Source organism: Curtobacterium sp. SGAir0471 (assembly GCF_005490985.1).
In the GTDB taxonomy this organism is placed as follows: domain Bacteria; phylum Actinomycetota; class Actinomycetes; order Actinomycetales; family Microbacteriaceae; genus Curtobacterium.
On record NZ_CP027869.1, the window covers coordinates 933885 to 959308 of the forward strand.

Sequence of the window (25424 nt, forward strand, 5' to 3'; positions counted from 1 at the left end):
CGCCGCCGACCGCAGGCGAGCAGCCGCAGGACGCACCCAGTTCGAGGGACAAGTTGCAGGACGCATCCCCTCGCGAGCACATTCTCCTTACACTCGAAAGGGCATCAATCGTCGCCTGAGGGGGTCGACGACACGGCCTTCCCGGGGAGACCTGATTGCTGCTCATCGCCGCGGCCCTGCTACTCACCGCCTCGATGCACTCGATGGGAGTGGTCGAGGCCCCCGCCGTGCCCGGTCCGGAACCGCAGGGCGCGCGCACGGTCTCGCAGGTCGTCCTGCGCGAGGTCCCGTCGGCTCCGGTCGGTGCCCACGCCGTGGACGTCGACGCGCTGGCAGCGGCGCGGGGTACGGCGTTCCTCGACGCGCTCGGCACGGCCGGCCCGGACGACCTGGTGCGTGCCGACTCGGACGAGCAGGTGCTCGCGACCGCCCAGGACCGACCACCGACGGCCGTCTCGGTCGCACGGTGGTGGGGAGCGCTGGGCGCTGCGGCCCAGGAGCGTCTGGTCGCGTTCGCCCCGGCGGTCGTGGGCAACCTGGACGGGGTGCCGTACGACGTCCGTGACCGGGCCAACCGGAGCACCCTCGACGACGAGCTGGCCGACGACGCGGGTCGGACCACCGCCCGCACCGCGCTGCTCGAGCAGGTCCGGGACGCCCTGCGCCAGGAGCTCGGCGAGGGCCCGCGGCACCTGGTCGTCCTGGACACCCGCGACACCGGGCGAGCGGCCATCGCCGTCGGGGACCTGACGAGCGCCCGGGACGTCACGGTCGTCGTCCCGGGGATGTTCTTCACGGTGACCGGGCAGATGCACGACTTCACGGACACCGCGAGCGACCTGTACGACGAGCAGACGGCGGTGTCGGCGCTCGCCGCGACCCGGACCGGTCGGGTCGCAGAGGACGCCTCGACGGAGGGCACGGCGGTGCTCGCGTGGATGGGCTACCGCACACCGGACATGTCCAACATCCTGTCGCTCGGACTCGCGCGCACCGGGGCGGACCGGCTCGAACGCCTCGTCGACGGCCTCGATGCCGTCCGCGGTGCCGACCGACCCCGGTTGAACGTCGTCGCGCACTCCTACGGGTCGACGACGGCGCTGATGGCCCTGGCGTCCGGGCGGGTGCAGGCGGACTCGCTCACGGTCTTCGGCTCACCGGGCAGCGACGTGCGGTCGGCCGCGGACCTCGCGGTCCGGACCGGTCAGGTCTACGTCGGCGACGCACACAGCGACCCGATCGCCGGCTCCGGGTACTTCGGCACCGACCCGGGATCCGCGGGGTTCGGGTCGACGCTCCTCGACCTGTCGGCGGACACCGTCGCGACGGACGCGGGCGTGTTCCGTCGACCCGTCGGCCACAACGACTACCTGAAGCCCGGGACGGCCTCGCTGCACGACGTCGCCCTCATCGGCATCGGACGCGGGGACCTCGTCCGGCACCAGGCTCGTCGCGGCCAGGGTGGCGGCGGCAGCGCGCAGTCCATGCCCGACATGTACCTCCTGCGTCCCCAGGACCTGCACCCCCGCGACTGACGGCCGGGGTCCGGGGTCGCGCTCGTCCCGATGACGGCCTGTCGGCATCCCTGTGGACGTTCCTGTGCGCCGCCGCAGCCCCCGACCGTTCCACGGCAGAACGACCCCAGTCCCGACCCGTACCGTGCCGCCATGCGTGCGATGCGGTGGACCGGTGCCCTCACGACCTTCGTCGCCATGTCCGGCCTCGCGGGCCTGCTGGTGGCGGTCGCGGTGACCCCGGCGGTCGCCGTCGCGGGCGAGGGCGCCTCCGGCGCGGTGTCGTTCTTCGAGGACCTGCCGAGCTACCTCGACATCCAGACCCCGCAGCAGGTGTCGTCGGTCTACGCCACGAAGGACGGGCAGCAGGTCAAGATCGCCTCGTTCTACGCGGAGAACCGCACCGACGTCGCGTCGAACGCGATGGCCGACTCGCTCAAGCGCGCCGCTATCGACACCGAGGACCCGCGGTTCGAGGACGAGGGCGGCATCGACGTCCTCGGGACCGTCCGCGGCGTCGCGGCGACCGTCGTCGGCGGCGACGTGCAGGGCGGGTCGAGCATCACGCAGCAGTACGTGAAGAACGTCCTCGTGCAGCAGTGCGAACAGCTCACCGGTTCGGACGCTGCGGCCACCAAGGCGAAGATCGCGGCGTGCTACCAGGACGCCGCGGGGGTGACGCCGCAGCGCAAGCTGCAGGAGATGCGCTACGCCATCGCGGTGGACAAGAAGTACACGAAGGACCAGGTCCTCACCGGCTACCTGAACCTCGTCGGGCTCGGTGGCCGCGTCTACGGCGCCGAGGCGGGTGCCGAGTACTACTTCGGCGTGCACGCGAAGGACCTGTCGCTCCCACAGTCCGCGACGCTCGTCGCGATCCTCAACAACCCCGCCAACCTGCGCATCGACGAGCCGGACGACAAGGACAACGGCGCCGCGAACGGCTACGCCGCCACGAAGGCCCGGCGGGACTACGTCCTGCAGCGCATGTACGTCCACCACGACATCTCGAAGGCGCAGCTCGACCAGGCGAAGGCCACCCCGATCACGCCGCACGTCACCGACACTGCGAACGGGTGCTCGGCGGCGGCGAGTGCGTACGACGCCGGGTACTTCTGTGACTACGTCCGCGACCAGGTGCTGCAGGACCCGGCCTTCGGCAAGACCGCGGCGGAGCGCATCGAGACCCTCGACACGAAGGGCCTCGAGATCCACACGTCGCTCGACCTCGACCTGCAGGCCCAGGCCCAGTCGGCGCTCTCGTCGTACGTCCCGACGACGATGGCCGGTGTCGACCTGGGCGGCACGAACGTCACCGTGGAGCCGGGGACGGGTCGGGTGCTCTCCATGGTGCAGAACACCACGTACACGCAGAGCGACAACGCGGGCCCCGGCGCGACCGCCATCGACTACAACGCCGACACCGCGTACGGCAACTCCGGTGGGTTCCAGACCGGCTCCACCTACAAGGTCTTCACCCTGGCGGAGTGGCTCGCCTCCGGACACACCCTGTCCGAGTCGGTGCCGACGGGGGAGCACCTGTTCCAGCAGTCCGAGTTCACGAACTCGTGCGAGGCGCTCGGCGGGTCCCCGTGGCCGGTCTCGAACGCCGAGGCCGTCCCGGCGAGCATGAGCGTCCAGGCGGCGACCTCGGAGTCGATCAACACCGCGTTCGGGGCGATGGCGAAGCAGCTCGACCTCTGCAAGATCAAGGACCTCGCGCAGGCGATGGGCATCCACCAGGCGGACGGCTCCGCTCCGGCGTCGAACCCGGCGTCCGTGCTCGGCACCAACCCGCTCTCGCCGATCGACCTGGCCGAGGCGTACGCCGGCTTCGCGAACGGCGGCGTCGTGTGCACGCCGACCGTGATCGACTCGGTGCGCGAGGCCGACGGCACCACGATCACACCCAGCCCGTCGAGCTGCACCCGTGGTGTCTCCGCCGAGGTCGCCGGGACGGTCGACTACGCGCTGCAGGGCGTGCTGACCGGCAGCGGCACCGCGGCGTCGGCGAACCCGGGTGACGCCACCCCGAAGTTCGCCAAGACCGGCACGACCGACGCCGACACGCAGAACTGGCTCGTCACGTCGAGCACGAAGTACACGAACGCGACGTGGATCGGCAACGTCACCGGACTGGTCGGCCTGGCGAACGTCTCGTTCCCGCACGGCACGACCGGGTACAGCGCGAAGTTCGGCGTCGGCCGCTCGATGATGTCCTGGCTCGACCAGCGGTACGGCGGAGGGACGCTGCCCGAGCCGGACCCGGCGATGATCGGTTCCGCACCGCGGTCCACCGGAGGAACGGCGTCGGGTGCGGCGACCGGCGGGGACCCGTCGGCGCCGGGGACGAGTGCTCAGGGGCAGCCGGCCCAGGGTCAGCCGGCCCAGGGACAGCCGGCCCAGGGACAGGCAGCTCAGGGGTCCTCGGGTACGGGCACGACGGCGGGCACGCCCGCTCAGGGCGGCGCCGCCGGATCCGGGTCGCAACCGGGCACGGGCACCGGCGGGACGTCGACCGGGACGGGTGGTGCCCAGGGGACGTCGGCGGGCGGCACGACCCAGCAGCCGCCGGCGCACGGCTAGGTGACGACGACCAGGAGGTGACGGTCTGGAGGCCCGGTGCCGGTCCGCCCGACCGGCACCGGGCCTCCAGACCGGTTCTCCACAGCCCCGGTCACCGTGGCACCGCCGCCGGACACGGCCAATAGACTGGTGCGCATTCCACGAACCGATCGACGGAGCACCATGCCTGACATCACGAGCGAGCAGGTCGCCCACCTGGCGAACCTCGCACGTATCGCACTCACGCCCGACGAGATCGAGAAGCTGACCGGGGAGCTGTCGCACATCGTCGAGAGCGTCGCCAAGGTCGCCGAGGTCGCGACCGACGACGTCCCGGCGACGAGCCACCCGGTGCCGCTCGGCAACGTCACCCGACCCGACGTGGTGGGGCAGACGCTGACCCAGGAGCAGGCGCTCTCCGGTGCGCCCGACTCCGACGGCGAACGGTTCCGCGTGACGGCCATCCTGGGAGAAGAGCAGTGACCGACGACCTGACCCGCCTCAGCGCGGCCGCCCTCGCCGACGCCCTCGTCGCGCGCGACGTCTCGAGCGTCGAGGCCACCCAGGCCCACCTCGACCGGATCGCAGCGGTCGACGGCGACGTGCACGCGTTCCTGCACGTCAACGAGAACGCCCTGGCGGCGGCGAAGTCGATCGACTCGCGCCGTGCCGCGGGCGACGACCTCGGCGCGCTCGCCGGCGTGCCGATCGCGATCAAGGACGTCCTGTGCACGCAGGACATGCCGACGACCTCGGGGTCGAAGATCCTCGAGGGCTGGCGACCGCCCTACGACGCCACCCCGGTCGCCAAGCTCCGCGCCGCCGGCCTCGTGCCGCTCGGCAAGACGAACATGGACGAGTTCGCGATGGGCTCGACGACCGAGTTCTCGGCCTACGGTCCGACCCGCAACCCGTGGGACCTCGACCGGATCCCCGGCGGGTCCGGCGGTGGTTCGGCCGCCGCGGTCGCCGCGCACGAGGCGCCCTTCGCCCTCGGGTCCGACACCGGTGGCTCGATCCGCCAGCCGGGTGCGGTCACGGGCACGGTCGGGGTGAAGCCGACCTACGGCGGGGTCAGCCGCTACGGTGCGATCGCGCTCGCGTCGTCGCTCGACCAGATCGGACCGGTGTCGCGCACCGTCCTCGACGCCGCGCTCCTGCACGACGTCATCGGTGGGCACGACCCGAAGGACTCGACGTCCATCCCGGACGCCTGGCCGTCGATGGCCGCAGCTGCGCGCGAGGGTCTGCAGGCCGACACGCTCCGAGGGCTCAAGGTCGGCATCGTCAAGGAGCTCGCTGGTGGCGAGGGCTTCCAGGCCGGCGTCACGCAGCGCTTCCAGGAGACGGTGGCGATCCTCGAGCAGGCGGGTGCAGAGGTCGTCGAGATCGACGCGCCGTCGTTCGCGTACGCCATCAGCGCGTACTACCTGATCCTGCCGGCCGAGGCCTCGTCGAACCTCGCGAAGTTCGACTCGGTGCGCTTCGGCCTGCGCGTCACGCCCGAGGGTGGCGCCACGGTCGAGGACGTCATGGCCGCGACGCGCGAGGCCGGGTTCGGCCCCGAGGTGAAGCGTCGCATCATCCTCGGCACCTACGCGCTCAGCGCCGGGTACTACGACGCCTACTACGGGTCCGCGCAGAAGGTCCGCACGCTGGTGCAGCGCGACTTCGCGGCCGCGTTCGACCAGGTCGACCTGCTCATCAGCCCGTCGGCACCCACGACGGCCTTCCCGCTGGGGGAGCGCCTCGACGACCCGCTGTCGATGTACCTCAACGACCTCACGACGATCCCGGCGAACCTCGCCGGCGTCCCCGGCATGAGCATCCCGAACGGCCTCGCGCCCGAGGACTCGCTGCCGACCGGTGTGCAGCTCATGGCCCCGCAGCGCGAGGACGCCCGGCTGTACCGGTACGGCGCCGCGCTCGAGCGCCTGCTCGAGCAGCAGTGGGGTCGCCCGCTCATCGACAGCATCCCGGACCTCGACCAGTCTCAGCAGTCCGCTGCGCAGGAAGGTGTGATCTGATGGCGCAGAAGGACGCGCTGATGGACTTCGACGAGGCGCTCGAGCGCTTCGAGCCGGTGCTCGGCTTCGAGGTCCACGTCGAGCTCGCGACGAAGACCAAGATGTTCTCGGATGCCCCGAACTTCTTCGGCGGCGAGCCCAACACGAACGTGACCCCGGTCGACCTCGGCCTGCCCGGGTCGCTGCCGGTCGTGAACGAGCAGGCCGTGCGGTACTCGATCCAGCTCGGGCTCGCGCTCGGCTGCTCGATCGCCGAGTCCTCGCGGTTCGCCCGGAAGAACTACTACTACCCGGACAACCCGAAGAACTACCAGATCTCGCAGTACGACGAGCCGATCGCGTTCGAGGGCGAGGTCGAGGTCGAACTGGCCGACGGGACCATCTTCCAGGTGCCGATCGAGCGCGCCCACATGGAGGAGGACGCCGGCAAGCTGACGCACGTCGGCGGTGCCACGGGCCGCATCCAGGGCGCCGAGTACTCGCTCGTCGACTACAACCGCGCCGGTGTCCCGCTGGTCGAGATCGTCACGAAGCCGATCTTCGGCGCGAAGGACCGCGCCCCGGAGCTCGGTGCCGCGTACGTCCAGGTCATCCGCGACCTCGTCCGCGCGCTCGGCGTCTCCGAGGCCCGCATGGAACGCGGCAACCTGCGCTGCGACGCGAACATCTCGCTGCGCCCCTGGGGGCAGGAGGAGCTCGGTACCCGCACCGAGACGAAGAACGTCAACTCGTTCCGCGCCGTCGAGCGCGCCATCCGCTACGAGATCCAGCGCCAGGCCGCGATCCTCGCCGCGGGTGGCGCGATCACGCAGGAGACGCGCCACTGGCACGAGGACACCGGCCGCACCTCGGCCGGCCGCCCGAAGTCGGACGCGGACGACTACCGGTACTTCCCGGAGCCCGACCTGCTGCCGGTCGTGCCGGACCCGGCCGTGGTCGAGGAGCTCCGGGCATCCCTGCCCGAGGCACCCGTCGCACGTCGCCGTCGACTGAAGGGCGAGTGGGGCTTCAGCGACCTCGAGTTCCAGGACGTCGTCAACGGCGGGCTGCTCGACGAGGTCGAGGCGACCGTGGCCGCCGGTGCCTCCTCGCAGGCTGCCCGCAAGTGGTGGACGGGCGAGATCAGCCGCGTCGCGAACGCGCAGGACACCACGCCCGGTGACCTCGTCTCGCCGCAGCACGTCGCCGAGACCATCGCGCTCGTCGAGTCCGGTGATCTGACCGACCGCCTGGCGCGCCAGGTGCTCGAGGGTGTCATCGCGGGCGAGGGCTCCCCGGCGCAGGTCGTCGAGGCCCGTGGGCTGAAGGTCGTGTCGGACGACTCCGCGCTGACCGCTGCCGTGGACCAGGCACTCGCCGCCCAGCCGGACGTCCTCGCCAAGATCCGTGACGGCAAGGTCCAGGCAGCCGGCGCGGTCATCGGTGCCGTCATGAAGGCCATGCAGGGCCAGGCCGACGCCGCACGTGTCCGTGAGCTGGTGCTGGAGCGCGCGCAGCAGTCGTAGACCGACCGCCCGACGGACGGGAGGCACAGGGCGGACCTCGCCACGTGCCTCCCGTCCGTCGTCGTGCCGGTCCGCGATCCTGGGGACGCGTCAGCGACCCGGTGACAGGATGAGGAGTGACCGCAACGATCCGCGCCATCGGGACCGCCGTCCCCGACACCACCCTCGACCAGGGTGCGGTGCGTGACCTGTTCGCCGGACAGCCGGACCTCGGTCGGTTGGGCGCGCGGATCGTCCCGGCGGCCTTCGACGCATCCGCCGTCGAGCACCGGCACACCGTCATCGAGGAGCTCGACGCCTCGCGGCCCGGCGGGCTGTTCCGGCAGGGCACCGGCGCGCTCGTGTCGCCGTCCACCGGCACGCGCAACGACCGCTACGGCGAGCTCGCCCCGGCGCTCTTCGTCGCAGCCGCTCGGGACGCCGTCGAGCGTGCCGGGATCGCGCCCGACCGGGTCACCCACCTGGTCACGGTCTCGTGCACGGGGTTCACGCAACCCGGGCCGGACATCGACGTCGTCGACCAGCTCGGGCTACCGGCCGGCGTGTTCCGCCACCACATCGGCTTCATGGGGTGCTGCGCGGCGTTCCCGGCGCTCCGGATCGCGGCGGCCTTCGCCGAGGCGGACCCCGACGCGGTCGTGCTGGTGGTCTGCGCCGAGCTCTGCACGCTGCACGTCCGCGCATCGGACGACCCGGACCAGATCGTCGCGAACAGCGTCTTCGGGGACGGTGCCGCGGCGGCGGTCGTGACCTCGGGTGGATCGGGCCTGCGCATCGAGCGCTTCGCCACCGCAACGGTGCCCGAGGGGGCGTCGGAGATGGCCTGGAACATCGGCGACGAGGGCTTCGAGATGGTGCTCTCGACCGCGGTCCCGAAGCTCGTCGGTGTGCACGTGCCCGCCGCCGTCACCGCGTTGCTCGGTGAGGGCGAGACCTTCGCCGACCTGCCGGTGTGGGCGGTCCACCCCGGCGGACGGGCGATCCTCGACCGCGCCCAGGACGCCCTCGCGCTGCCCGACGGCGCCGTCGCCTCCAGTCGCGCCGTGCTGCGGGACCACGGCAACATGTCCAGCGCGACGGTGCTGTTCGTGCTCCGGGACGCCGTCGAGCAGGGCCTCGCACCGGGATCCCCGGTCGCGGCCGTCGCGTTCGGACCCGGGCTGACGGTGGAGAGCGCGAGGCTCACGGCGGTCGAGGCGTGAACGACCGGACCTGGTCCGTGCGCGGCGCGGACGACGGTCGCGAGCCCGGGCTCCGAACCGTGGATCTACGTGCGCGGGACACGGCGCTGCAGGAGCTGATGGACGACCCGGGGTGCGACCCGCGTGTGCTCGACCGGACGTTCCGAAGGTTCGCCGTGGTGAACGCGCTGGTCAGCGGATGGCGAGCGGTGTGGCGCACGCACGTCGTCCCGGCGCTGCCGCCGAGCGGTCGCGCCCGCGTGCTCGACCTCGGGTGCGGCGGCGGGGACCTCGCGCGCTCGCTCGTGCGGTGGGCCGGCAGCGACGGGTTCTCGCTCGAGGTCGTCGGGGTCGACCCGGACGAACGTGCGATCACCGCGGCTCGGCGGTCGACCGCCCGAGGGGTGACCTTCCGCCAGGCGTCGAGTGCGGACCTCGTCGCGGCGGGGGAGCGGTTCGACGTCGTCGTCTCGAACCACGTGCTGCACCACCTGAACGACGACGCCAGGGCCGGGTTCCTGGCCGACTCCGAGCGACTCGCCACGGGGCGGAGCCTGCACTCCGACATCCGACGGTCGCGGCAGGCCTACCGGGCGTACGCGCTGGCGTCGCCGCTGGTGTCCGCCGGCACGTTCGTCCGGGTGGACGGGCTCCGCTCGATCCGACGGTCGTTCACGGTGCCCGAGCTGCAGGAGGTGCTGCCCGTGGGGTGGACCGCCGAACGGGCCGCACCACACCGGGTGCTCGCGGTCCGGGACGCCTGACGGGCGCCGGCGGACGCATCGGCGCCGCCGCCGTGCCCGCAAGACGCGCGCATGGGAATCGCGGCCGTGCCCGCAGGGCGTGCACATCGGCGCCGCCGCTGTGCCCGCGAGACTCGGCCCGGCAGACAGATCCGCGCAGGTCGTGCTGCGAACGTGTTCGCGGGGCCGAGGCTCGTGCGAGGCCGCCGGCCCGCTTGTCCGCGAGCGGCCCGGCCGGCCGGCGCCGTGGCGGCGCTACGGGCGCAGCAGCACCTTGATCGCGCGCCGCTCGTCCATCGCCGCGTACGCCTCGGCAGCCTGGTCGAGGGGCAGCTCGAGGTCGAACACCTTGCCCGGCTCGATCGTCCGCGACAGCACGTCGGGGAGCAGCTCCTCGATGTACGCGCGTGCCGGGGCCATGCCGCCGCCCACGGTGATGTTCTTCGCGAACAGGAACGGCATCGGCAGCTCCGGGTCACCCGCGGGGACGCCGACGTAGCCGACGTTTCCGCCCGGGCGGACGACCCGAAGCGCCTGGTCCATGCTCTCCGCGGTGCCGACGGCCTCGAGGGCGCAGTCGGCGAGCTCCCCGCCGAGCAGCTCGCGCACGGCGGCGATGCCCTCGTCACCGCGGGTCTCGACGATGTCCGTCGCGCCGAACTCCCGCGCTAGCGCCTGACGGTCGGCGTGCCGGCTCATCGCGATGATGCGCTCGGCACCCAGGCGCGAGGCCGCGAGCACCGCGGACAGGCCGACCGCGCCGTCGCCGACGACCACGACGGTCTTGCCGGGACCGACCTCGGCCGACACCGCAGCGTGGTGCCCGGTCGAGAACACGTCGGACAGCGTGAGGAGCGACGGCACGAGGTCGTCGTCCACCGGGCCGGGGACCTTCACGAGCGTCGCCGCGGCGTCGGGCACGCGCACGTACTCGGACTGCGCGCCGCCGATGGGGTGGCCGTACGCGTCGGTCGTGCCGCCGAAGATCGAGCTGTGCTCGCAGCCGCTCGTCATGCCGTGGGTGCACGCCTGGCAGGTGCCGTCGTTGGTGGTGAACGGCGCGATGACGAAGTCGCCCACGGCGAGGTCGGTGACGACCGCGCCGACGGACTCGACGACGCCGACGAACTCGTGCCCGATCGTGTGGGCCTGCTCGGTCCCGCGGACGCCGCGGTAGGGCCAGAGGTCCGACCCGCAGACGCAGGAGGCGGTCACCTTGACGACGGCGTCGGTGGGGTCGATGAGGACGGGGGTGTCGCGCTCCTCGACGCGGATGTCGCGAGGGGCGTGGATGACGGTTGCGCGCACGGTGTGGCCTTCCGATCGTGGGGGTGGACGCGGCGCGTACCGTGACGCGCCAGGGTGCCGGCGCCGTTGCGGGACCCGTCGACACTACGCTTCCCGGGTGGACGAGGACCGCTACGGCAGTGACGTGCTCTCGGGTGACTGGCGCTCGAAGGGCGTCAAGAAGGTGCGGCAGGTGCCGCTCGAGCGCGACATGGTGCTCGAGGACCCGGACTCCGGGTGGGCGGGCGCCGTCGTGGGACTCGAGGCAGGCAACGTCAGCCTGGAGGACTGGAAGGGTCGCACCCGCGCCTTCCCCTTCACCGGGCAGTTCCTGCTCGAGGGCGAGCTCGTCACCCTCGGTCGTCCGCAGGCTCCGGTGGGCCGGTCCGCTGCTGCGGCGCCGCCCGCGCGGTCCGTGGGGACGGACGGGAGGCCCGGTGCGGCTCCGGCGGTCCGGCACGCCTCCGACGGTGGCCGGCTCCGCACCGCGTCCGGCTCGTTCGCCGTCGAGCAGCAGCGGGCACGCGTGGCGCTGCCCTCCCGGATCATGGTCGAGGGCAAGCACGACGCCGAACTCGTGGAGAAGGTCTGGGGCGCCGACCTGCGCGTCGAGGGCGTCGTCGTCGAGGAGCTCTCCGGCGTCGACAACCTGGCGGACGTCCTCGAGGAGTTCCGCCCGACCAGGGACCGACGCGTCGGGGTCCTGGTGGACCACCTCGTGCCGGGGTCGAAGGAGTCCCGCTTCGCCGATGCCGTGATGCGCGGGAAGTGGGGCGCGCACGTGCTCGTCGTCGGACACCCGTTCGTGGACGTCTGGCAGTCCGTGAAGCCGGAGCGGCTCGGACTGCGCGCGTGGCCCACGATCCCGCGCTCGATCGAGTGGAAGAAGGGCATCCTGCAGCACCTCGGGTGGCCCGCCGACGACCAGGCCGACGTCGCCAGGGCCTGGCAGCGGATCCTCGGGCAGGTCCGGACCTTCGCCGACCTGGAGCCGCAGCTGCTCGGACGCGTCGAGGAGCTCATCGACTTCGTGACCGAGCCGGAGGCCTGACCCACCCGCCCACCCTGCCGGCGCTCGCGGCGGGGCGGAGGCTCCCCGCGCCTCCCGGCCGCGCCGTCCGAGCCGTCCGCTCCCGTGTCCCCGCCCGTCCACGCTCCCGAGCGGGCCGATCCCGCGCACCCGCGTCCGGTGGCGCCCCCGTTTCCGCCCGCCCGCCGTGTGCGGCGGGTGCGTACCGGGCGTGTGCGGTGGGCGGGCGGAACCCGCGCCTCCCGGTCGGATGGCGTCCCCGTTTCCGCCCGCCCGCGGTCTCTGGTGGGCGGGTGCCGTGCGTGCGGTGGTGGGCGGGCGGAACCCGCGCCTACGGGTCGGGTGGTGTTGCCGTTTCCGCCCGCTCGCGCGGTGTGGTCGGCGGGTGCCGGGCGTGCGGTGGTGGGCGGGCGGAACCTGCACGCGCCTCTGGACGAGCGGTGCGTTTCCGCCCGCTCGGGCGCGCTCCGGGGGGAAGCGCGCCGCGCGGCCTACTGTTGAGGGATGGACGGCATCGACGGTCGCGTACGGAGCGCGGTCGACGTGTGGTTGCGGTGGCTGCCGCGGTGGCAGATCGGGACCGCACGGCCTCGGACGCGGATCTGCCGGAAGTGCACCGGGTCGCCGATCGCCTCCGCCGCGGGGTTCGGGCCGGACGTGCCGCATGCGGTCCAGCACGCGCTGATCGGTCGGATCTCGACCATCGTCGAGGACGCCGTCGACGAGTACACCGCGAAGAACCTCCCGCTGCTGCAGCGCGAGCTCGAACGGGCCGCCGCCCGGAAGCGGCACGCGGGCTACCAGCCGACCGAGGGGCTCTCGCCGGAGTTCCAGGGGCTGGACGTGGACCCGGAGCCCTCGCCGGGGGAGCCGTTCCTCTTCACCCTCGACGAGATGACGGGCACTGGCGCGGGCGAGCAGACGCCGCGCGAGCCGCTCTCCGACGAGGCGAAGGCGGCACTGCGGCACGAGATCGCCCTGTCGGACGAGTGTGCCCGGGCGACCGGGACGGCCGTGTGCCTGGCCCTCGTCGAGCACCGTCCGCGCATCGCCGAGGCCGTCGAGCGGCTCGTGGAACCGCAGATCGCGACGCTGGTGTCCGACATGTTCCGCGGGTTCGACGGACCGGAGGAAGCCGGCCGGCCGGGGCTCTTCTGACGGCGGCCCGCGACGGCTGGACCGCTGGCCCACGACGGCTGGATCGCCGGCTCTGCGATGCGCGGGCGTCGCCGGAGCGCCTCCGGCTGCGGGAGGATGGACGGGTGACTCGTACCTGGGGCTGGATCGCAGCCGTCGTCGACATCGTCCTCATCGTCGTGTTCGCGCTCATCGGGCGGTCCTCGCACGCCGAGGCCACGTCGTTCGCCGGGACCTGGACCACGGCCTACCCGTTCCTGGCCGGTTGGCTGGTCGGCTGGCTGGTCGTCCTCGGGTGGCGTCGCCCCCTGCGCGTGTGGCCGACGGGCGTGGTCGTCTGGGTGGCCACGGTCGCGATCGGCATGCTGCTCCGGGTGCTGACCGGGCAGGGCGACGTCGCGGGCGACCCGCTGCCGCTGTCGTTCGTCATCGTGGCGACGATCGTCCTGGCGGTCTTCCTGCTGGGGTGGCGTCTCGTCGCCGGGCTCGTCCTCCGCGCCGGACGCCGGGGCCGCGGACGCGCCTGACCGTCCGTCGCACCACCGCACTCGCCGCACCGGAGCACCACCCCGCGCCGCCGCGCCGCCGGACCCGCCGCACCGGAGCACCGCCACGCCATCGGACCGCACTCGCCGCAGCACCGTAGCGCCGCAGCATCGCAGCATCGCAGCACCGCTGCGCCCGCCGCGCCACCGCATCCGTTCACCCGCCGGTCACCCACCCGCCACCCGCTGCCGGGAACATGCCCGGATGACGACCCTCGACCACGCCACCGTCGGCCCCGACCCCGACGGGCGTGCAGCGAGGGCCCTCCCGCGACTCGTGGCCCGTCGTGGCGCACCCCGGGTCCGACGCGAGGACACCCTGCCCTCGATCGCCGTCGCCGAGGCTCTCGGCGCCGACGTCGTCGAGGTCGACGTCCGCCGCACCGCCGACGGCGTCGCGGTCCTGCTGCACGACGAGACCCTCGGTCGGCTCTGGGGCGACCCGCGCCGCGTCGCCGAGGTCTCGTGGTGCGAGGTCGCCCGGCTCGGCAACGGCCTCGACCGCATCCCGCGCCTCGACGCCGTGCTCGAACGGCTCGACGGCTGCCGGGCCTCGCTGCTGCTCCACGTCGTCGATCCCGCCGACGCCCTGGTCGCGATCCGCACCGTCGCCGCGTCCACCTGGGACACCACGGTCGCGTGGACGGGGACGCCCCCGGTGCTCGCCGCGGTCCGGGCGGCGCTGCCGACCGCCGACACCTGGCTGCCCTGGGAGTCACTCGACGTCCCCACCGCCGCGGACACGACCGGGCTCCGGCCGTCGACGCTGGTCCTCGACGACGTGTTCCTGACGCCGGACACGGTCACGGCGGCGCACGACCTCGGCATCGCGGTGGCGGTACGGACCGTCGACGAGCCGGGACCCGTCCGTTGGGCGGCGCGCACCGGTGCGGACCTCGTCGCCACGGAGGACGTCGCCTCCGCCCGAGCCGTGCTGGCCGGTGGGGAGCGGGACGGCTGGGCGCTGTCCGAGCGCGCACCGACCGAGGAGGAGGTGGGCGTCCGTGCGCAGGCGCTCGCCCACCGCATCGCACACGAGGCCATCGCCTTCACCCGCGAGCACCCGATCGGGCAGGTCACGACGAAGCGCGGCGACGGCGATCCGGTCACCGACGTCGACCGTGCGGTCGAGCGACTCGTCCGGTCCCGCGTCCGCGCGGCCTTCCCCACGCACGGCTTCACCGGCGAGGAGTACGGCACGGCACCGGGGGACCGGCACCACTGGTGGCTCGACCCGGTCGACGGCACGACGAACCTGGTCAACGGCGTGCCGTGGACGGCGATGTCGCTCTGCCTGACCCGCGGCGGGCAGCCCCTCGTCGGGGTCGTGGCCGACCCGTGGCGCGGCGAGGTGCTCGAGGCCCGGCGCGGCCGGGGCGCTGCCCTCCGCGACGCCCCGCTGCGGCTCGACGACGCGCCGCGGGCGCTCGCCGGTTCCGTCGTCGGCGCCGAGTTCGGCGGACAGGGCGCACGGGACGGACTCGGGAGGCTCGTGGCCGCGCTGGCAGAGCGCTCCTGCGCCGTGCGCGTGATGGGTTCCAGCACGCTGACGCTCGCGCAGGTCGCCGCCGGTCGCGGGGTGGGTGGCTGCGTGCCGTCGTTCGACCCGGTGGACCACGGTGCGGCGGTTCTGCTGGTGCACGAGGCCGGGGGAGTGGTGCTCACGCTCGACGGACCCGTCGACGGCTTCCCACGGGCCGGGGAACCCCTCCTCGTCGCGCACCCGGGCGCGGCCGACGAGCTCTTCGCGATCTGGTCGACGGCGCTCGGCGCTCGCTGACCACCGGCGCCGACACCGTGCGCTGACGTCGCTCTCGGCTGGTTCTGTGCGGTCGTACAGTCAGCGGTCGACGGCGCTGCCTAGTGTGGCTGCGACGGACCCTCCCGACCCGGGCGGACCGCACCGAAGGAGCAACGACATGGGATTCCTCGACCGACTGCTCGGCCGTCCCGACCGTGACCGCGACCAGCAGGGCGCGTGGGGTCAGCCGCAGCAGCCCCGGCAGCCGGCCCAGCAGGGGTACCGGTACGGGCAGCAGTCGTACCAGGTGCCGCCGGTCCAGCAGGACGGCGTTCAGCAGTACGGGACGCAGCCAGGTCAGCAGTACGGCGGTCAGCAGTTCGGGACGCAGCCAGGTCAGCAGTACGGCACCCCGCAGTGGGGTCCGGGCCAGCCCGGTGGCCAGCAGCCGGGCGGTCAGCAGGGTGCGGCCTCGACCGAGGACGAGCGCGCCGTCGAGCGCTACCGCTACCTGCTCCGCACGGCACCTCCCGAGCGCATCGAGGAGGTCCACGCCGAGGCCTTCGCGACCCTGTCGCCCGAGCAGCGCCGCATGGTCTACGAGGAGTTCACCCGCAGCGCCCCCGACGGCGAGGCACCCCGCGGTGACGACCCGCGCTCCCTGGCCCAGGCGGCGACCCGCTCCGAGATCCGCCAGCCCGGGTTCATGGAGCGCTCGCTGGGCGGGATGAACGGCGGCGCCGGTGCGATGGGCCAGCGCGGCGGTCCCTCGTTCGGCCGGATGATCGGTGCGTCGATCCTCGGCACGGTCGCCGGGTACGTCATCGGTTCGGCGATCATGAGCGCCTTCCTGCCCGACCCCGGATCGTTCGACGGCGGTACCGATGCTGCGGGAGACGGCGCTTCGGAGGACACTGGTGCCGACTCCGGTGACGGCGGGGCGTCCGATGCGGGCGCGGCCGACGGCGGCGGGTACGAGAACGCGGGCTGGGACGACGGCGGCGGTGACTTCGGCGGCGGCTTCGGCGACTTCGGCGGTGACTTCGACGTCTGACTGACGTCGTCGCTCCCGCCGACCCCACACCACACCGACGTGGCCGACGAGGGAGCGACATGGCCATCATCGAGGCCTCTGGGCTGACCAAGACCTACCGATCGCGCTCGGGCCCGGTGCACGCACTGGCCGGGCTCGACCTGTCCGTCCCCGAGGGCACCGTCACGGCGCTGCTCGGTCCGAACGGCGCGGGCAAGACCACGACCGTCAAGGTGCTCACGACGCTCGTCACCCCGGACGCCGGGCGCGCCACGATCGACGGCATCGACGTGGTCGCCGACCCGCAGGCGACCCGGCGCTCCATCGGGGTGTCCGGGCAGTACGCCGCGGTCGACGAGAACCTGACCGGGGCCGAGAACCTCGAGATGATCGGCCGGCTGTACCACCTCGGCCGACGGGCGGCCCGGCAGCGTGCCCGCGAGCTCATCGAGGTCTTCGACCTGTCCGAGGCCGGGGACCGCCCCGTGAAGGGCTTCTCCGGCGGCATGCGCCGACGCATCGACCTCGCCGGTGCGCTCGTGACGAACCCGCGGGTGCTGTTCCTCGACGAGCCGACGACCGGCCTCGACCCGCGGAGCCGTCTGACGCTCTGGGGCATCATCGAGGGCCTGGTCGGCGACGGCGCGACGGTGCTGCTCACGACGCAGTACCTGGAAGAGGCCGACCAGCTCGCCGACGACATCGCGGTGATCGACGACGGTCGGGTGATCGCCGAGGGCACCGCCGACCAGCTCAAGGCCCAGGTGGGCGGCCACCGGGTCGTCGTCACCCTGGTGGACGGGGACGACCGGGAGGCCGTGGTCACCGCCCTGCGCCGGTACGGCGTGGGGGACGTGGAGACCTCGGCCGACGGGCGGACCGCCGGCATCGCCGTCGAGGCCGGACCGCAGGCGCTCCAGCGCGTGCTCGCCGACCTCGGCGAGGCCGGGATCCGGCTGCACGACGCCGGCATGCGCCGGCCGACGCTCGACGACGTGTTCCTCCGCCTCACGGGGCACGCGGCCACGGCGGGGGACGAGGACGCGCCGGACGGTGGCGGCGGGGCGGGCGCGGGGCGGGCCTCCAGGCCGGGTCGTCATGACCCGGTGCCGGCGGCCGGCGACGCGAGCGACACGACGCCGGAGCGTGTCCGGTGACCGCCGTCGGCGCGCCGCGGCAGCAGCTGCCGGTCGTCGTGACGTCGCCCCTCGCGATCTGGTTCGAGGACGGCTGGACGGTGACGAAGCGGAACCTGACGAAGATCAAGCGGTCGCCGGACATGCTCGTCTTCGCGGTCCTGCAGCCGATCATGTTCGTGCTGCTCTTCAGCCAGGTCTACGGCGGCGCGATCCAGGTCCGGGGGACCGACTACACGCAGTTCCTGATGGCGGGGATCTTCGCGCAGACCGTCGTGTTCGGGGCGACGTTCTCGGGGTCGGCGATGGCGCAGGACCTGAAGGAGGGCCTGATCGACCGGTTCCGGACACTACCGATGTCGGCGTCGGCGGTGCTGGTGGGTCGGACGAACTCGGACCTGGTGCTCAACGCGATCTCGATGGTGATCATGATGCTGACCGGGCTCGCGGTCGGCTGGCGGGTCGGGTCGGCGCCGCACGAGTTCCTGGCGGGCGTCGGGCTGCTCCTGCTGTTCAGCTACGCGTTCAGCTGGGTGATGGCGCTGCTCGGGATGAGCGTCCGGACGCCCGAGGTCATCAACAACGCGTCGTTCATGGTGCTGTTCCCGCTGACCTTCATCTCGAACGCGTTCGTGCCGAGCGAGACGATGCCGCTGGTGCTGCGGGTGTTCGCCGAGTGGAACCCGGTGTCGTCGCTCGTGCAGGCCGCGCGGGAGTTGTTCGGCAACGCCGGGAGCGCGCCGGTGCCCGACGTCTGGACGATGCAGCACCCCGTCGCGACCGTGCTCGTCGGCATCGCGGTGATGCTCGTCGTGTTCGTGCCGCTGGCGGTGCGGAAGTACACACGGATCAGTGCGGGCTGAGCCGCTTCCCACAGACCGGGACGCGGCGTCCCCGAGCGTCGCCGGGACCGCTTACCATCGACTCTCGTGACCGCGACCGAAGCCGAGCGTGCTGCCCAGGGCGGCGCCAGTGGGCGACCCTCCGACCGCAGCGTGCGACTGCGCCGCTGGATGCTGCACGGAGCCGACCAGGGTGCCTCGCACCAGGGCCCCCACCAGGTCGAGGTCGAGAAGACCCACTCGTGGTGGCGCGTGATGTGCCTGACCGGCGTCGACTACTTCTCGACGCTCGGGTACCAGCCCGCCATCGCGGCGCTCGCCGCGGGGTTGCTGTCGCCGATCGCGACGATCGTGCTCGTGCTCGTGACCCTGTTCGGCGCCCTGCCGGTCTACCGTCGGGTCGCCCAGGACAGCTTCAAGGGCGCCGGCTCGATCATGATGCTCGAGAAGCTGCTGCCCTGGTGGGCCGGCAAGCTGTTCGTGCTCGTGCTGCTCGGGTTCGCCGTGACCGACTTCATGATCACGATGACGCTCTCGGCGGCCGACGCCACCGCGCACATCGCCGAGAACCCCTTCACGCCGCACTGGTTCACCGACATCCCGGTGCCCCTGACGCTCGCGCTGCTCCTGCTGCTCGGCGTCGTGTTCCTCCGCGGCTTCAGAGAGGCCATCGGCATCGCGGTCGGGCTCGTCGCCGTCTACCTGACGCTCAACGCCGTCGTCGTGGGGGTCGCACTCTGGCACGTGTTCGAGCGTCCGGTCGTGGTCGACGACTGGTGGACCGGCCTCACCACGCAGCACAGCAACCCCCTCGTGATGATCGGCATCGCGCTCGTGGTGTTCCCGAAGCTGGCACTCGGCCTGTCCGGCTTCGAGACCGGCGTCGCGGTCATGCCGCAGGTCCGCGGCGACGCCGCCGACGGCACCAGCGCACGGCCCGAGGGTCGCATCCGGGGGACTCGTCGCCTGCTCACCACGGCGGCGATCATCATGAGCTCGTTCCTCATCACCTCGTCGATCGCGACGACGTTCCTCATCCCGCAGCGCGAGTTCCAGCCCGGCGGGCAGGCGAACGGCCGTGCCCTGGCGTTCCTGGCGCACGAGTACCTCGGCAACGTCTTCGGATCGGTGTACGACTTCTCGACGGTCGCGATCCTGTGGTTCGCGGGGGCGAGCGCGATGGCTGGCCTCCTCAACCTGGTGCCCCGGTTCCTGCCCCGCTACGGGATGGCGCCGCAGTGGGCCCGTGCCACGCGTCCGCTCGTGATCATCTTCACGCTCATCGCCTTCGCCATCACGATCCTGTTCGAGGCGAACGTCGACGCGCAGGGCGGGGCGTACGCGACCGGTGTCCTCGTGCTCATCACGAGTGCCGCCTTCGCCGTGACGCTGTCCGCGCGCCGGAAGCAGCAGCGGAAGCGGATGGTGGCCTTCGGGGTCATCACCGTCGTGTTCGTCTACACGACCGTCGCGAACATCATCGAGCGACCGGACGGCGTCCGGATCGCCGCGGTGTTCATCGTCGCGATCGTGGTCGTCTCGCTGGTCTCCCGTGTCCGCCGGTCGTTCGAGCTCCGGGCGTCCTCGATCGAGCTCGACGCCGTCGCCCGGCAGTTCATCGAGGCCGACGCCGACCAGTTCAGCTCGGTCTGCATCATCGCGAACGAGCCGGGTGCCGGCACGGCCGAGGCGTACCGGTCGAAGGGGCGCGAGGAACGCCGCGACTCGGGGATCCCGGCGCGCGTGCCGACGATGTTCCTCGAGGTGCTGCCCGCCGACTCGTCCGACTTCGAGGAGGACCTGGTCGTCGAGGGGCACGTGGTGCACGGGCACCGGGTGCTGCGCGTCCGGTCGGGCAACGTGCCGAACACCATCGCGTCGACGCTGCTCGCCGTGCGGGACATCGCCGGCGTGGTACCGAGCATCTACTTCGAGTGGAACGAGGGCAGTCCGATCCAGAACGCCCTGCGCTTCGTGTTCACCGGCGTCGGCGACGTCGCCCCGGTGACGCGTGAGGTCCTGCGCGAGGCCGAGCCGGACGTGCACCGACGGCCGACCGTCCACGTGTCGTGACCGACGCGGCGGCGGCGGGGCGTGCCCGGCGTCCGGTGGGCGGCCCGGTGGCGGTCCTCGTCGCCGCCGCGGTCTGGGGGACGACGGGGACGGCGACCCACTTCGCGCCGGGGGTGCCCGCGTTCGTGTTCGGAGCGGTCACGTTCGGCCTGGGTGGGCTCGTGTTCGCCGCGACGACGGGTCGCGCCGCGCTGCGTGCCGTCGCCGGTCCGGGTCCACGGCGCTGGGTGCTGCTCGGTGCGGCCTCGCTCGTCGTCTACGCGGTCGCGTTCTACGCGGCGCTCGCCGACGCCGGGGTCGCGCTCGGCACGACGGTGGCCATCGGGTCGTCGCCGGTGTTCGCCGGGCTCGTGGAGTGGGTGGCGGACGGGAGGCGCGTGACCGGTCGCTGGGTCGTCGCGACGCTGGTCAGCGTGGTCGGCATGATCGTCGTCACGCTCGCGCGGTCCGAGGCACCGGGAAGCGGATCGCTGCCCCTCGGTCTGGGGGCGGCCCTCCTGGCCGGGCTCACGTACGCGACCTACTCGTTGGCGGTCGCGCGGGGGATGCACGTGGCGTCTCGGCCGGTGCCGGCACCGTTGCCGCTGCCGGACACCGTGCCCGGCAGCGCGACCGGGGCCAGCGGGCGCGGGGTGGTCGGTGCGGTGTTCGGGCTGGCGGCCGTCCCGCTCGTCGTGCTCGCGGTGGTCGCCGGGGGAGACGTCCTGGTGGTGGGGACGAACTGGCCCGTGTTCGTCTACCTCGCGCTCGTGCCGACGGTGCTCGGGCACTCGCTGTACGCGGTCGGACTGCGGCGGGTGAGCGCCTCGGTCGCGACCCTGCTGTCGCTGTTCGAGCCCGTGGTCGCCGCGGTGCTCGCCGTGCTCGTGGTCGGCGAACACCTCGGCGCCGCGGGGTGGGTCGGGATCGGGCTCGTCGTCGCCGGCCTCGCGTTGCTCGCGCTGCCGGTCCCGCGACGGGGATTCCTGCCTACTTCGCCGTGATCTGGTCCCGCACCTTGCGGCGGAGCACCTTGCCGATCATCGAGCGCGGCAGGTCCTCGACCACGACGATGCGCCGCGGCACCTTGTAGGCCGCGAGCTGGTCCCGCGACCACGCGCGGAGGGCCTCGGCGTCGAAGGTCCCCGGGTCCTTCGGCACGACCGCGGCGACGACCTGCTCGTTCCCGCCCTGCGTGATGCCGACGACGGCCACCTCGCGCACGCTGGGGTGCTTGAGCAGGGCGTCCTCGACCTCGGACGGCGAGACGTTGAAGCCGCCGGTGATGATGAGTTCCTTGAGTCGGTCGACGATGCTGACGAAGCCGTCCGCGTCGATCGACACGACGTCCCCGGTACGGAACCAGCCGTCCGGGGTGAAGACATCGTCGGTGGCCTCGGCCTTGCCCCAGTACCCGCGGAACACCTGCGGACCCTTGACCTGGAGCTCGCCGGCCTCGCCCGTGCCGAGCACCTTCGTCGGGTCGTCAGGGTCCACCACGCGGGCCTCGGTCGACGACAGTGGCAGGCCGATCGCACCGAGGCGGCGTTCGGTGGAGACCGGGTTCGCCATGAGGACCGGGGAGCACTCGGACAGGCCGTAGCCCTCGACCAGGTAGCCGCCCGTACGCGCCTCCCACGGCTCGACGACGTCCTGCGACAGCGGCATCGCGCCGGAGATGCCGATCTCGATGCCCCGCAGGGACACCTTCGCCGAGTCCGCCGCGTGCTGCAGGCGGGTGTAGATCGGCGGCACGGCCGGCAGGAACGTCGGCGGGTGCTTCTTCATGGCCTTGAGCACGAGAGCCGGGTCGAACGCCGGGAAGAGCACGAGCCGCGAGGCCATGCTCATCGCGAAGGTCAGGCACAGCGTCAGGCCGTAGGCGTGGAACATCGGCAGAACCGCGTACACGGTGTTGTCGCCCCGGCGGATCGTCGGCACCCACGCGCGGGCCTGGGCGGCGTTGGCGAGCAGGTTCCGGTGGCTGAGCACCGCACCCTTCGGTACACCGGTGGTTCCCGAGGTGTACTGGATGAGCGCGACGTCGGTCGTCGCCGGACGCGGGTGGCGCTTCGACAGCTTGCGGGTGGACACCAGGTCGTCCCACTTCGTCGTGCCCCGGACGCTCGTGGTCAGCTTCGCGCGGGACTCCCGCGCCTTCGCCACCGGCAGCGCCAGGGCCAGGCGGGTCGCGCGGGGCATCGCGCGCGTCAGGTCGACGGAGACGATCGCGTCGAGGCGGAGGTCCGCGGGGAAGTCCTGGAGCGTGGCGACCGACTTGTCCCACGCGATCGCGACCTTCGCGCCGTGGTCCTCGAACTGGTGGCGGAGTTCGCGCGCCGTGTACAGCGGGTTGTGCTCGACGACGATCGCGCCGAGCCGGAGCACCGCGTAGAACGCGACCACGTGCTGCGGGCAGTTCGGCAGCACGATCGCGACCCGGTCACCGGCGCCGACGCCGAGCTTCCGCAGACCGTTCGCGGCGCGGAGGATCTGCTCCTGCAGATCGGCGTACGACGTCGTCCTGCCGAAGAACTCGAGCGCCACCTTCCCCGGGAAGCGGTCTGCGGACTGCTCCACGATGTCGGAGAGCGAGCCAGTCGGCTCGTCGATGTCGTGCGGGACCCCCGGGGCGTACGAGGCAAGCCAGGGACGAGGCGTGTCGATGCTCACCCGGCCAACCTACCGGCGGAGTCGTGCTCGTTGTCAGGGCGCACTGTCAGGGCCCACTGTCAGGGCCCACTGTCAGGGGCACGACGGACGATGGGTGCATGGCTTCCGTGTCCGACGCGTTCCGCTCCCGCCTCAACGACACCTTCACCAACGGCGCGACCGAGCGTCCCGCCTGGATCGACGAGCTCGAACAGGGCTCCGACGCGGGCTTCTTCGGGCCGGGCTCCGCGACCTGGGCCGTGCACGGCGGCAACCACACCGTGCTCGCCGGCGTCCGAGCGCTGCTCGTGCAGGCGCTCCACCCCGGGGCGCTCGCCGGCGTCGCCGACCACTCCCGCTACCGCGAGGACCCGTTCGGCCGCCTCGCCGGCACCATCCGGTGGATCTACACGGTGTCGCACGGTGACACGCAGCAGGCCACGCACGCCAGCCAGTGGGTCCGCAAGCTGCACGAGCGCGTCGTCGGCGAGTACGTCGACGGGCACGGCGTGACGAAGCCGTACGCGGCGAACGACCCCGACCTGGCGCGGTGGGTGCACCTCGCGTTCACCGACGCCTTCCTGCGGAGTGCCCAGGTCTGGGGCAAGCCGATCCCCGGCGGTGCCGATGCCTACGTGCGGGAGTGGGCGGTCGCAGGACGTCTCATGGGGGTCGAGGACGCTCCGGAGTCGGATGCCGAGCTCCGCGCGCAGATGAACGGGTACCTGGACCGCGGGGAGCTCAAGGCCGACGCCAGGACGCACGACGTGGTCCGGTTCATCAAGGACCCGCCGCTCGCCAGGCTCCTGCGGCCGGGCTACCGCGCGCTCTTCGACGGCGCGGTCGCATCGCTCGACCCGCGGCACCGCTCGATGCTCGGGCTGCGGACACCGGGGGTCGGTCCGGTGCAGCTGCCGGTCCGCCAGGTCGCGGGGGTCGTGCTCGACGGGATCGGTGCGGTGCTCGGGACGACCCCGGGCACCGAGCGCGCGGCGCTCGTGCGGATCGCCCGGTTGGAGCAGGAGTCGCGACAGGACCTCACCGCCTGACCGGGGGTGCGGCGGGCTGGTCGGCGGCCCGCCAGCTGCTCACCTCGTGCAGGACGCACCCCCGACGGACGGGAGGCGCGGTGCCAGCCGGCACCGCGCCTCCCGTCCGTCTCGTCGCGCGTCAGAAACCGGACGGCACCCGGGGCGTGTACGCGGACTCGAGTCGCGACACCTCGTCGTCGGTGAGCTCCATCGCAGCCGCGGCGACCGCGTCGTCGATGTGGTGCTCCTTCGTCGCGCCGATGATCGGTGCGGTGACCGCGGGCTTGCCGGCCACCCAGGCGAGAGCGACCTGGGCCATGCTCGCACCGCGCGCCTCGGCGACCTGCTGGACGGCGTCGACGATCGCGCGGTTCGCGTCCTCGTCCTGGCGGTAGAGCGTCTTGCCGAACTCGTCGGTGTCCGAGCGGCTGCCGGACCCCTGCGCGTCCCAGGGACGGGTGACCTTGCCGCGGGCGAGCGGGCTCCACGGGATGACCCCGACGCCGGTCGCCTGCGCGAACGGGTGCATCTCGCGCTCCTCCTCGCGCTCGAGCAGGTTGTACTGGTCCTGCATGCTGACGAACTGCGTCCAGCCGTGCAGCTCCGCGACGTGCTGCATCTGCGCGAACTGCCACGTCCACATGCTGCTCGCGCCGATGTAGCGCGCCTTGCCGGCCTTGACGACGTCGTGGAGGGCCTCCATCGTCTCCTCGATCGGCGTGTGCGGGTCGAAGCGGTGGATCTGGTACAGGTCGACGTAGTCGGTGCCGAGCCGGGTGAGCGAGGCGTCGATCTCGTGCATGATCGCGGCGCGGGAGAGCCCGGCGCCGTTGGGGCCGGGGCGCATGCGGTTGAAGACCTTGGTGAAGACCTGGACTTCCTCGCGCGGGGCGATCTCCTTGAGGAGCTGGCCGGTGATCTCCTCGCTCGAGCCCGCGGAGTAGACGTTGGCGGTGTCGAACGCGGTGATGCCGGCCTCGTAGGCGCGGCGGACGAACGGGCGGGCGTCGTCGATGTCGACGCTCCACGGGTGGGCGCCCTGGTCCGGCCTGCCGTAGGACATCATCCCGAGGACGATCCGGCTGATCTCGAGGCCCGTGCGCCCGAGGCGGGTGGTGCCCACCGAGCGTGCGGCGTGGGGTGCGTCGTCGCTCGAGGTGGCGTCGTGTGCGCCGTCCGCGGCTCGGCTCGAGCGGGCGTTGTCTGTTGCGTCCGCGTAGGCCGGGCGGGCGTTCTCTGTCGTGTCCGTGATGGCTCCCTCGTCGTTTCCGCCCGCCGGGTGTCGGGCGGGCGGTTCCTGCTGATTGACGGCCGGTCCGGCGTCGATTTCGTCCGCCGGGTGTCGGGCGGGCGGTTCTTGCTGGTTGACGGCCGATCCGACGTCGATTCCGCCCACTCGATGT

The 25424-nt window shown here is 72.7% G+C and carries 20 protein-coding genes; 17 read left to right on the forward strand and 3 right to left on the reverse strand.

Annotated features, from left to right (window positions below; translation table 11 throughout):
- The first annotated feature begins 155 nt into the window (after positions 1-155).
- The 7 genes from C1N91_RS04345 (at position 156) to C1N91_RS04375 (ending at position 9556) form a co-directional block, all read left to right on the forward strand.
- On the forward strand, positions 156-1535 hold the full coding sequence (locus tag C1N91_RS04345; RefSeq protein ID WP_137766754.1) for an alpha/beta hydrolase: 1380 nt from the start codon (positions 156-158) through the stop codon (positions 1533-1535).
- Between the two features lie 132 nt (positions 1536-1667).
- A complete protein-coding gene (locus C1N91_RS04350) occupies positions 1668-4100 on the forward strand; it encodes a transglycosylase domain-containing protein (RefSeq protein ID WP_137766755.1) in 2433 nt (810 codons plus the stop codon).
- Positions 4101-4262: 162 nt separating this feature from the next.
- Complete coding sequence (gene gatC / locus C1N91_RS04355) at positions 4263-4562, forward strand: Asp-tRNA(Asn)/Glu-tRNA(Gln) amidotransferase subunit GatC (RefSeq protein ID WP_058728900.1); 300 nt, start codon at positions 4263-4265, stop codon at positions 4560-4562.
- Positions 4559-6106 (forward strand): Asp-tRNA(Asn)/Glu-tRNA(Gln) amidotransferase subunit GatA, encoded by a 1548-nt coding sequence (gatA, locus tag C1N91_RS04360; RefSeq protein ID WP_137766756.1) that lies wholly within the window; start codon positions 4559-4561, stop codon positions 6104-6106. The genes gatC and gatA overlap by 4 nt, the downstream gene beginning before the upstream one ends.
- Positions 6106-7611: an Asp-tRNA(Asn)/Glu-tRNA(Gln) amidotransferase subunit GatB gene (gene gatB, locus C1N91_RS04365; RefSeq protein ID WP_137766757.1), complete on the forward strand. Its 1506-nt coding sequence runs from the start codon at positions 6106-6108 to the stop codon at positions 7609-7611. The genes gatA and gatB overlap by 1 nt, the downstream gene beginning before the upstream one ends.
- Positions 7612-7727: 116 nt before the next feature.
- Positions 7728-8813, forward strand: a complete 1086-nt coding sequence (locus tag C1N91_RS04370) for a type III polyketide synthase (RefSeq protein WP_137766758.1) — start codon at positions 7728-7730, stop codon at positions 8811-8813.
- Positions 8814-8872: 59 nt separating this feature from the next.
- On the forward strand, positions 8873-9556 hold the full coding sequence (locus C1N91_RS04375) for a methyltransferase domain-containing protein (protein WP_137768662.1): 684 nt from the start codon (positions 8873-8875) through the stop codon (positions 9554-9556).
- A 234-nt stretch (positions 9557-9790) separates the two neighbouring features.
- Here C1N91_RS04375 and C1N91_RS04380 read toward each other — a convergent pair whose 3' ends face one another.
- On the reverse strand, positions 9791-10843 hold the full coding sequence (locus tag C1N91_RS04380) for a zinc-dependent alcohol dehydrogenase family protein (protein WP_137766759.1): 1053 nt from the start codon (positions 10841-10843) through the stop codon (positions 9791-9793).
- Between the two features lie 97 nt (positions 10844-10940).
- On the opposite strand from C1N91_RS04380, the gene C1N91_RS04385 reads away from it, so the two are divergent.
- The 9 genes from C1N91_RS04385 (at position 10941) to C1N91_RS04425 (ending at position 21342) form a co-directional block, all read left to right on the forward strand.
- Positions 10941-11873 (forward strand): DUF3097 domain-containing protein, encoded by a 933-nt coding sequence (locus C1N91_RS04385; RefSeq protein ID WP_254678343.1) that lies wholly within the window; start codon positions 10941-10943, stop codon positions 11871-11873.
- A 483-nt stretch (positions 11874-12356) separates the two neighbouring features.
- Positions 12357-13010: a spermidine/putrescine ABC transporter substrate-binding protein gene (locus tag C1N91_RS04390; RefSeq protein ID WP_137766761.1), complete on the forward strand. Its 654-nt coding sequence runs from the start codon at positions 12357-12359 to the stop codon at positions 13008-13010.
- Positions 13011-13114: 104 nt separating this feature from the next.
- Positions 13115-13516: a DUF3054 domain-containing protein gene (locus tag C1N91_RS04395; protein WP_137766762.1), complete on the forward strand. Its 402-nt coding sequence runs from the start codon at positions 13115-13117 to the stop codon at positions 13514-13516.
- A gap of 223 nt (positions 13517-13739) precedes the next feature.
- The gene (locus C1N91_RS04400; protein WP_137766763.1) at positions 13740-15314 is read left to right on the forward strand and encodes an inositol monophosphatase family protein; all 1575 of its coding nucleotides are present in this window, start codon (positions 13740-13742) and stop codon (positions 15312-15314) included.
- Positions 15315-15453: 139 nt separating this feature from the next.
- A complete protein-coding gene (locus tag C1N91_RS16950) occupies positions 15454-16329 on the forward strand; it encodes a hypothetical protein (RefSeq protein ID WP_254678344.1) in 876 nt (291 codons plus the stop codon).
- Between the two features lie 59 nt (positions 16330-16388).
- On the forward strand, positions 16389-17465 hold the full coding sequence (locus C1N91_RS04410) for an ATP-binding cassette domain-containing protein (RefSeq protein WP_137766764.1): 1077 nt from the start codon (positions 16389-16391) through the stop codon (positions 17463-17465).
- A complete protein-coding gene (locus C1N91_RS04415) occupies positions 17462-18307 on the forward strand; it encodes an ABC transporter permease (protein WP_137766765.1) in 846 nt (281 codons plus the stop codon). The genes C1N91_RS04410 and C1N91_RS04415 overlap by 4 nt, the downstream gene beginning before the upstream one ends.
- Before the next feature lie 66 nt (positions 18308-18373).
- The gene (locus C1N91_RS04420; protein WP_137766766.1) at positions 18374-20359 is read left to right on the forward strand and encodes an amino acid transporter; all 1986 of its coding nucleotides are present in this window, start codon (positions 18374-18376) and stop codon (positions 20357-20359) included.
- Positions 20356-21342: a DMT family transporter gene (locus tag C1N91_RS04425; RefSeq protein ID WP_137766767.1), complete on the forward strand. Its 987-nt coding sequence runs from the start codon at positions 20356-20358 to the stop codon at positions 21340-21342. The genes C1N91_RS04420 and C1N91_RS04425 overlap by 4 nt, the downstream gene beginning before the upstream one ends.
- Here C1N91_RS04425 and C1N91_RS04430 read toward each other — a convergent pair.
- Positions 21329-23011, reverse strand: coding sequence for a long-chain-fatty-acid--CoA ligase (locus tag C1N91_RS04430; protein WP_137766768.1), 1683 nt, complete (start codon positions 23009-23011; stop codon positions 21329-21331). The two genes, C1N91_RS04425 and C1N91_RS04430, sit on opposite strands and share 14 nt — an antisense overlap.
- 98 nt (positions 23012-23109) lie before the next feature.
- On the opposite strand from C1N91_RS04430, the gene C1N91_RS04435 reads away from it, so the two are divergent.
- Positions 23110-24039: an oxygenase MpaB family protein gene (locus C1N91_RS04435; RefSeq protein WP_137766769.1), complete on the forward strand. Its 930-nt coding sequence runs from the start codon at positions 23110-23112 to the stop codon at positions 24037-24039.
- A 121-nt stretch (positions 24040-24160) separates the two neighbouring features.
- On the opposite strand, the gene C1N91_RS04440 is transcribed toward C1N91_RS04435, so the two are convergent.
- The gene (locus tag C1N91_RS04440) at positions 24161-25144 is read right to left on the reverse strand and encodes an aldo/keto reductase (protein WP_137766770.1); all 984 of its coding nucleotides are present in this window, start codon (positions 25142-25144) and stop codon (positions 24161-24163) included.
- Positions 25145-25424: the final 280 nt, after the last annotated feature.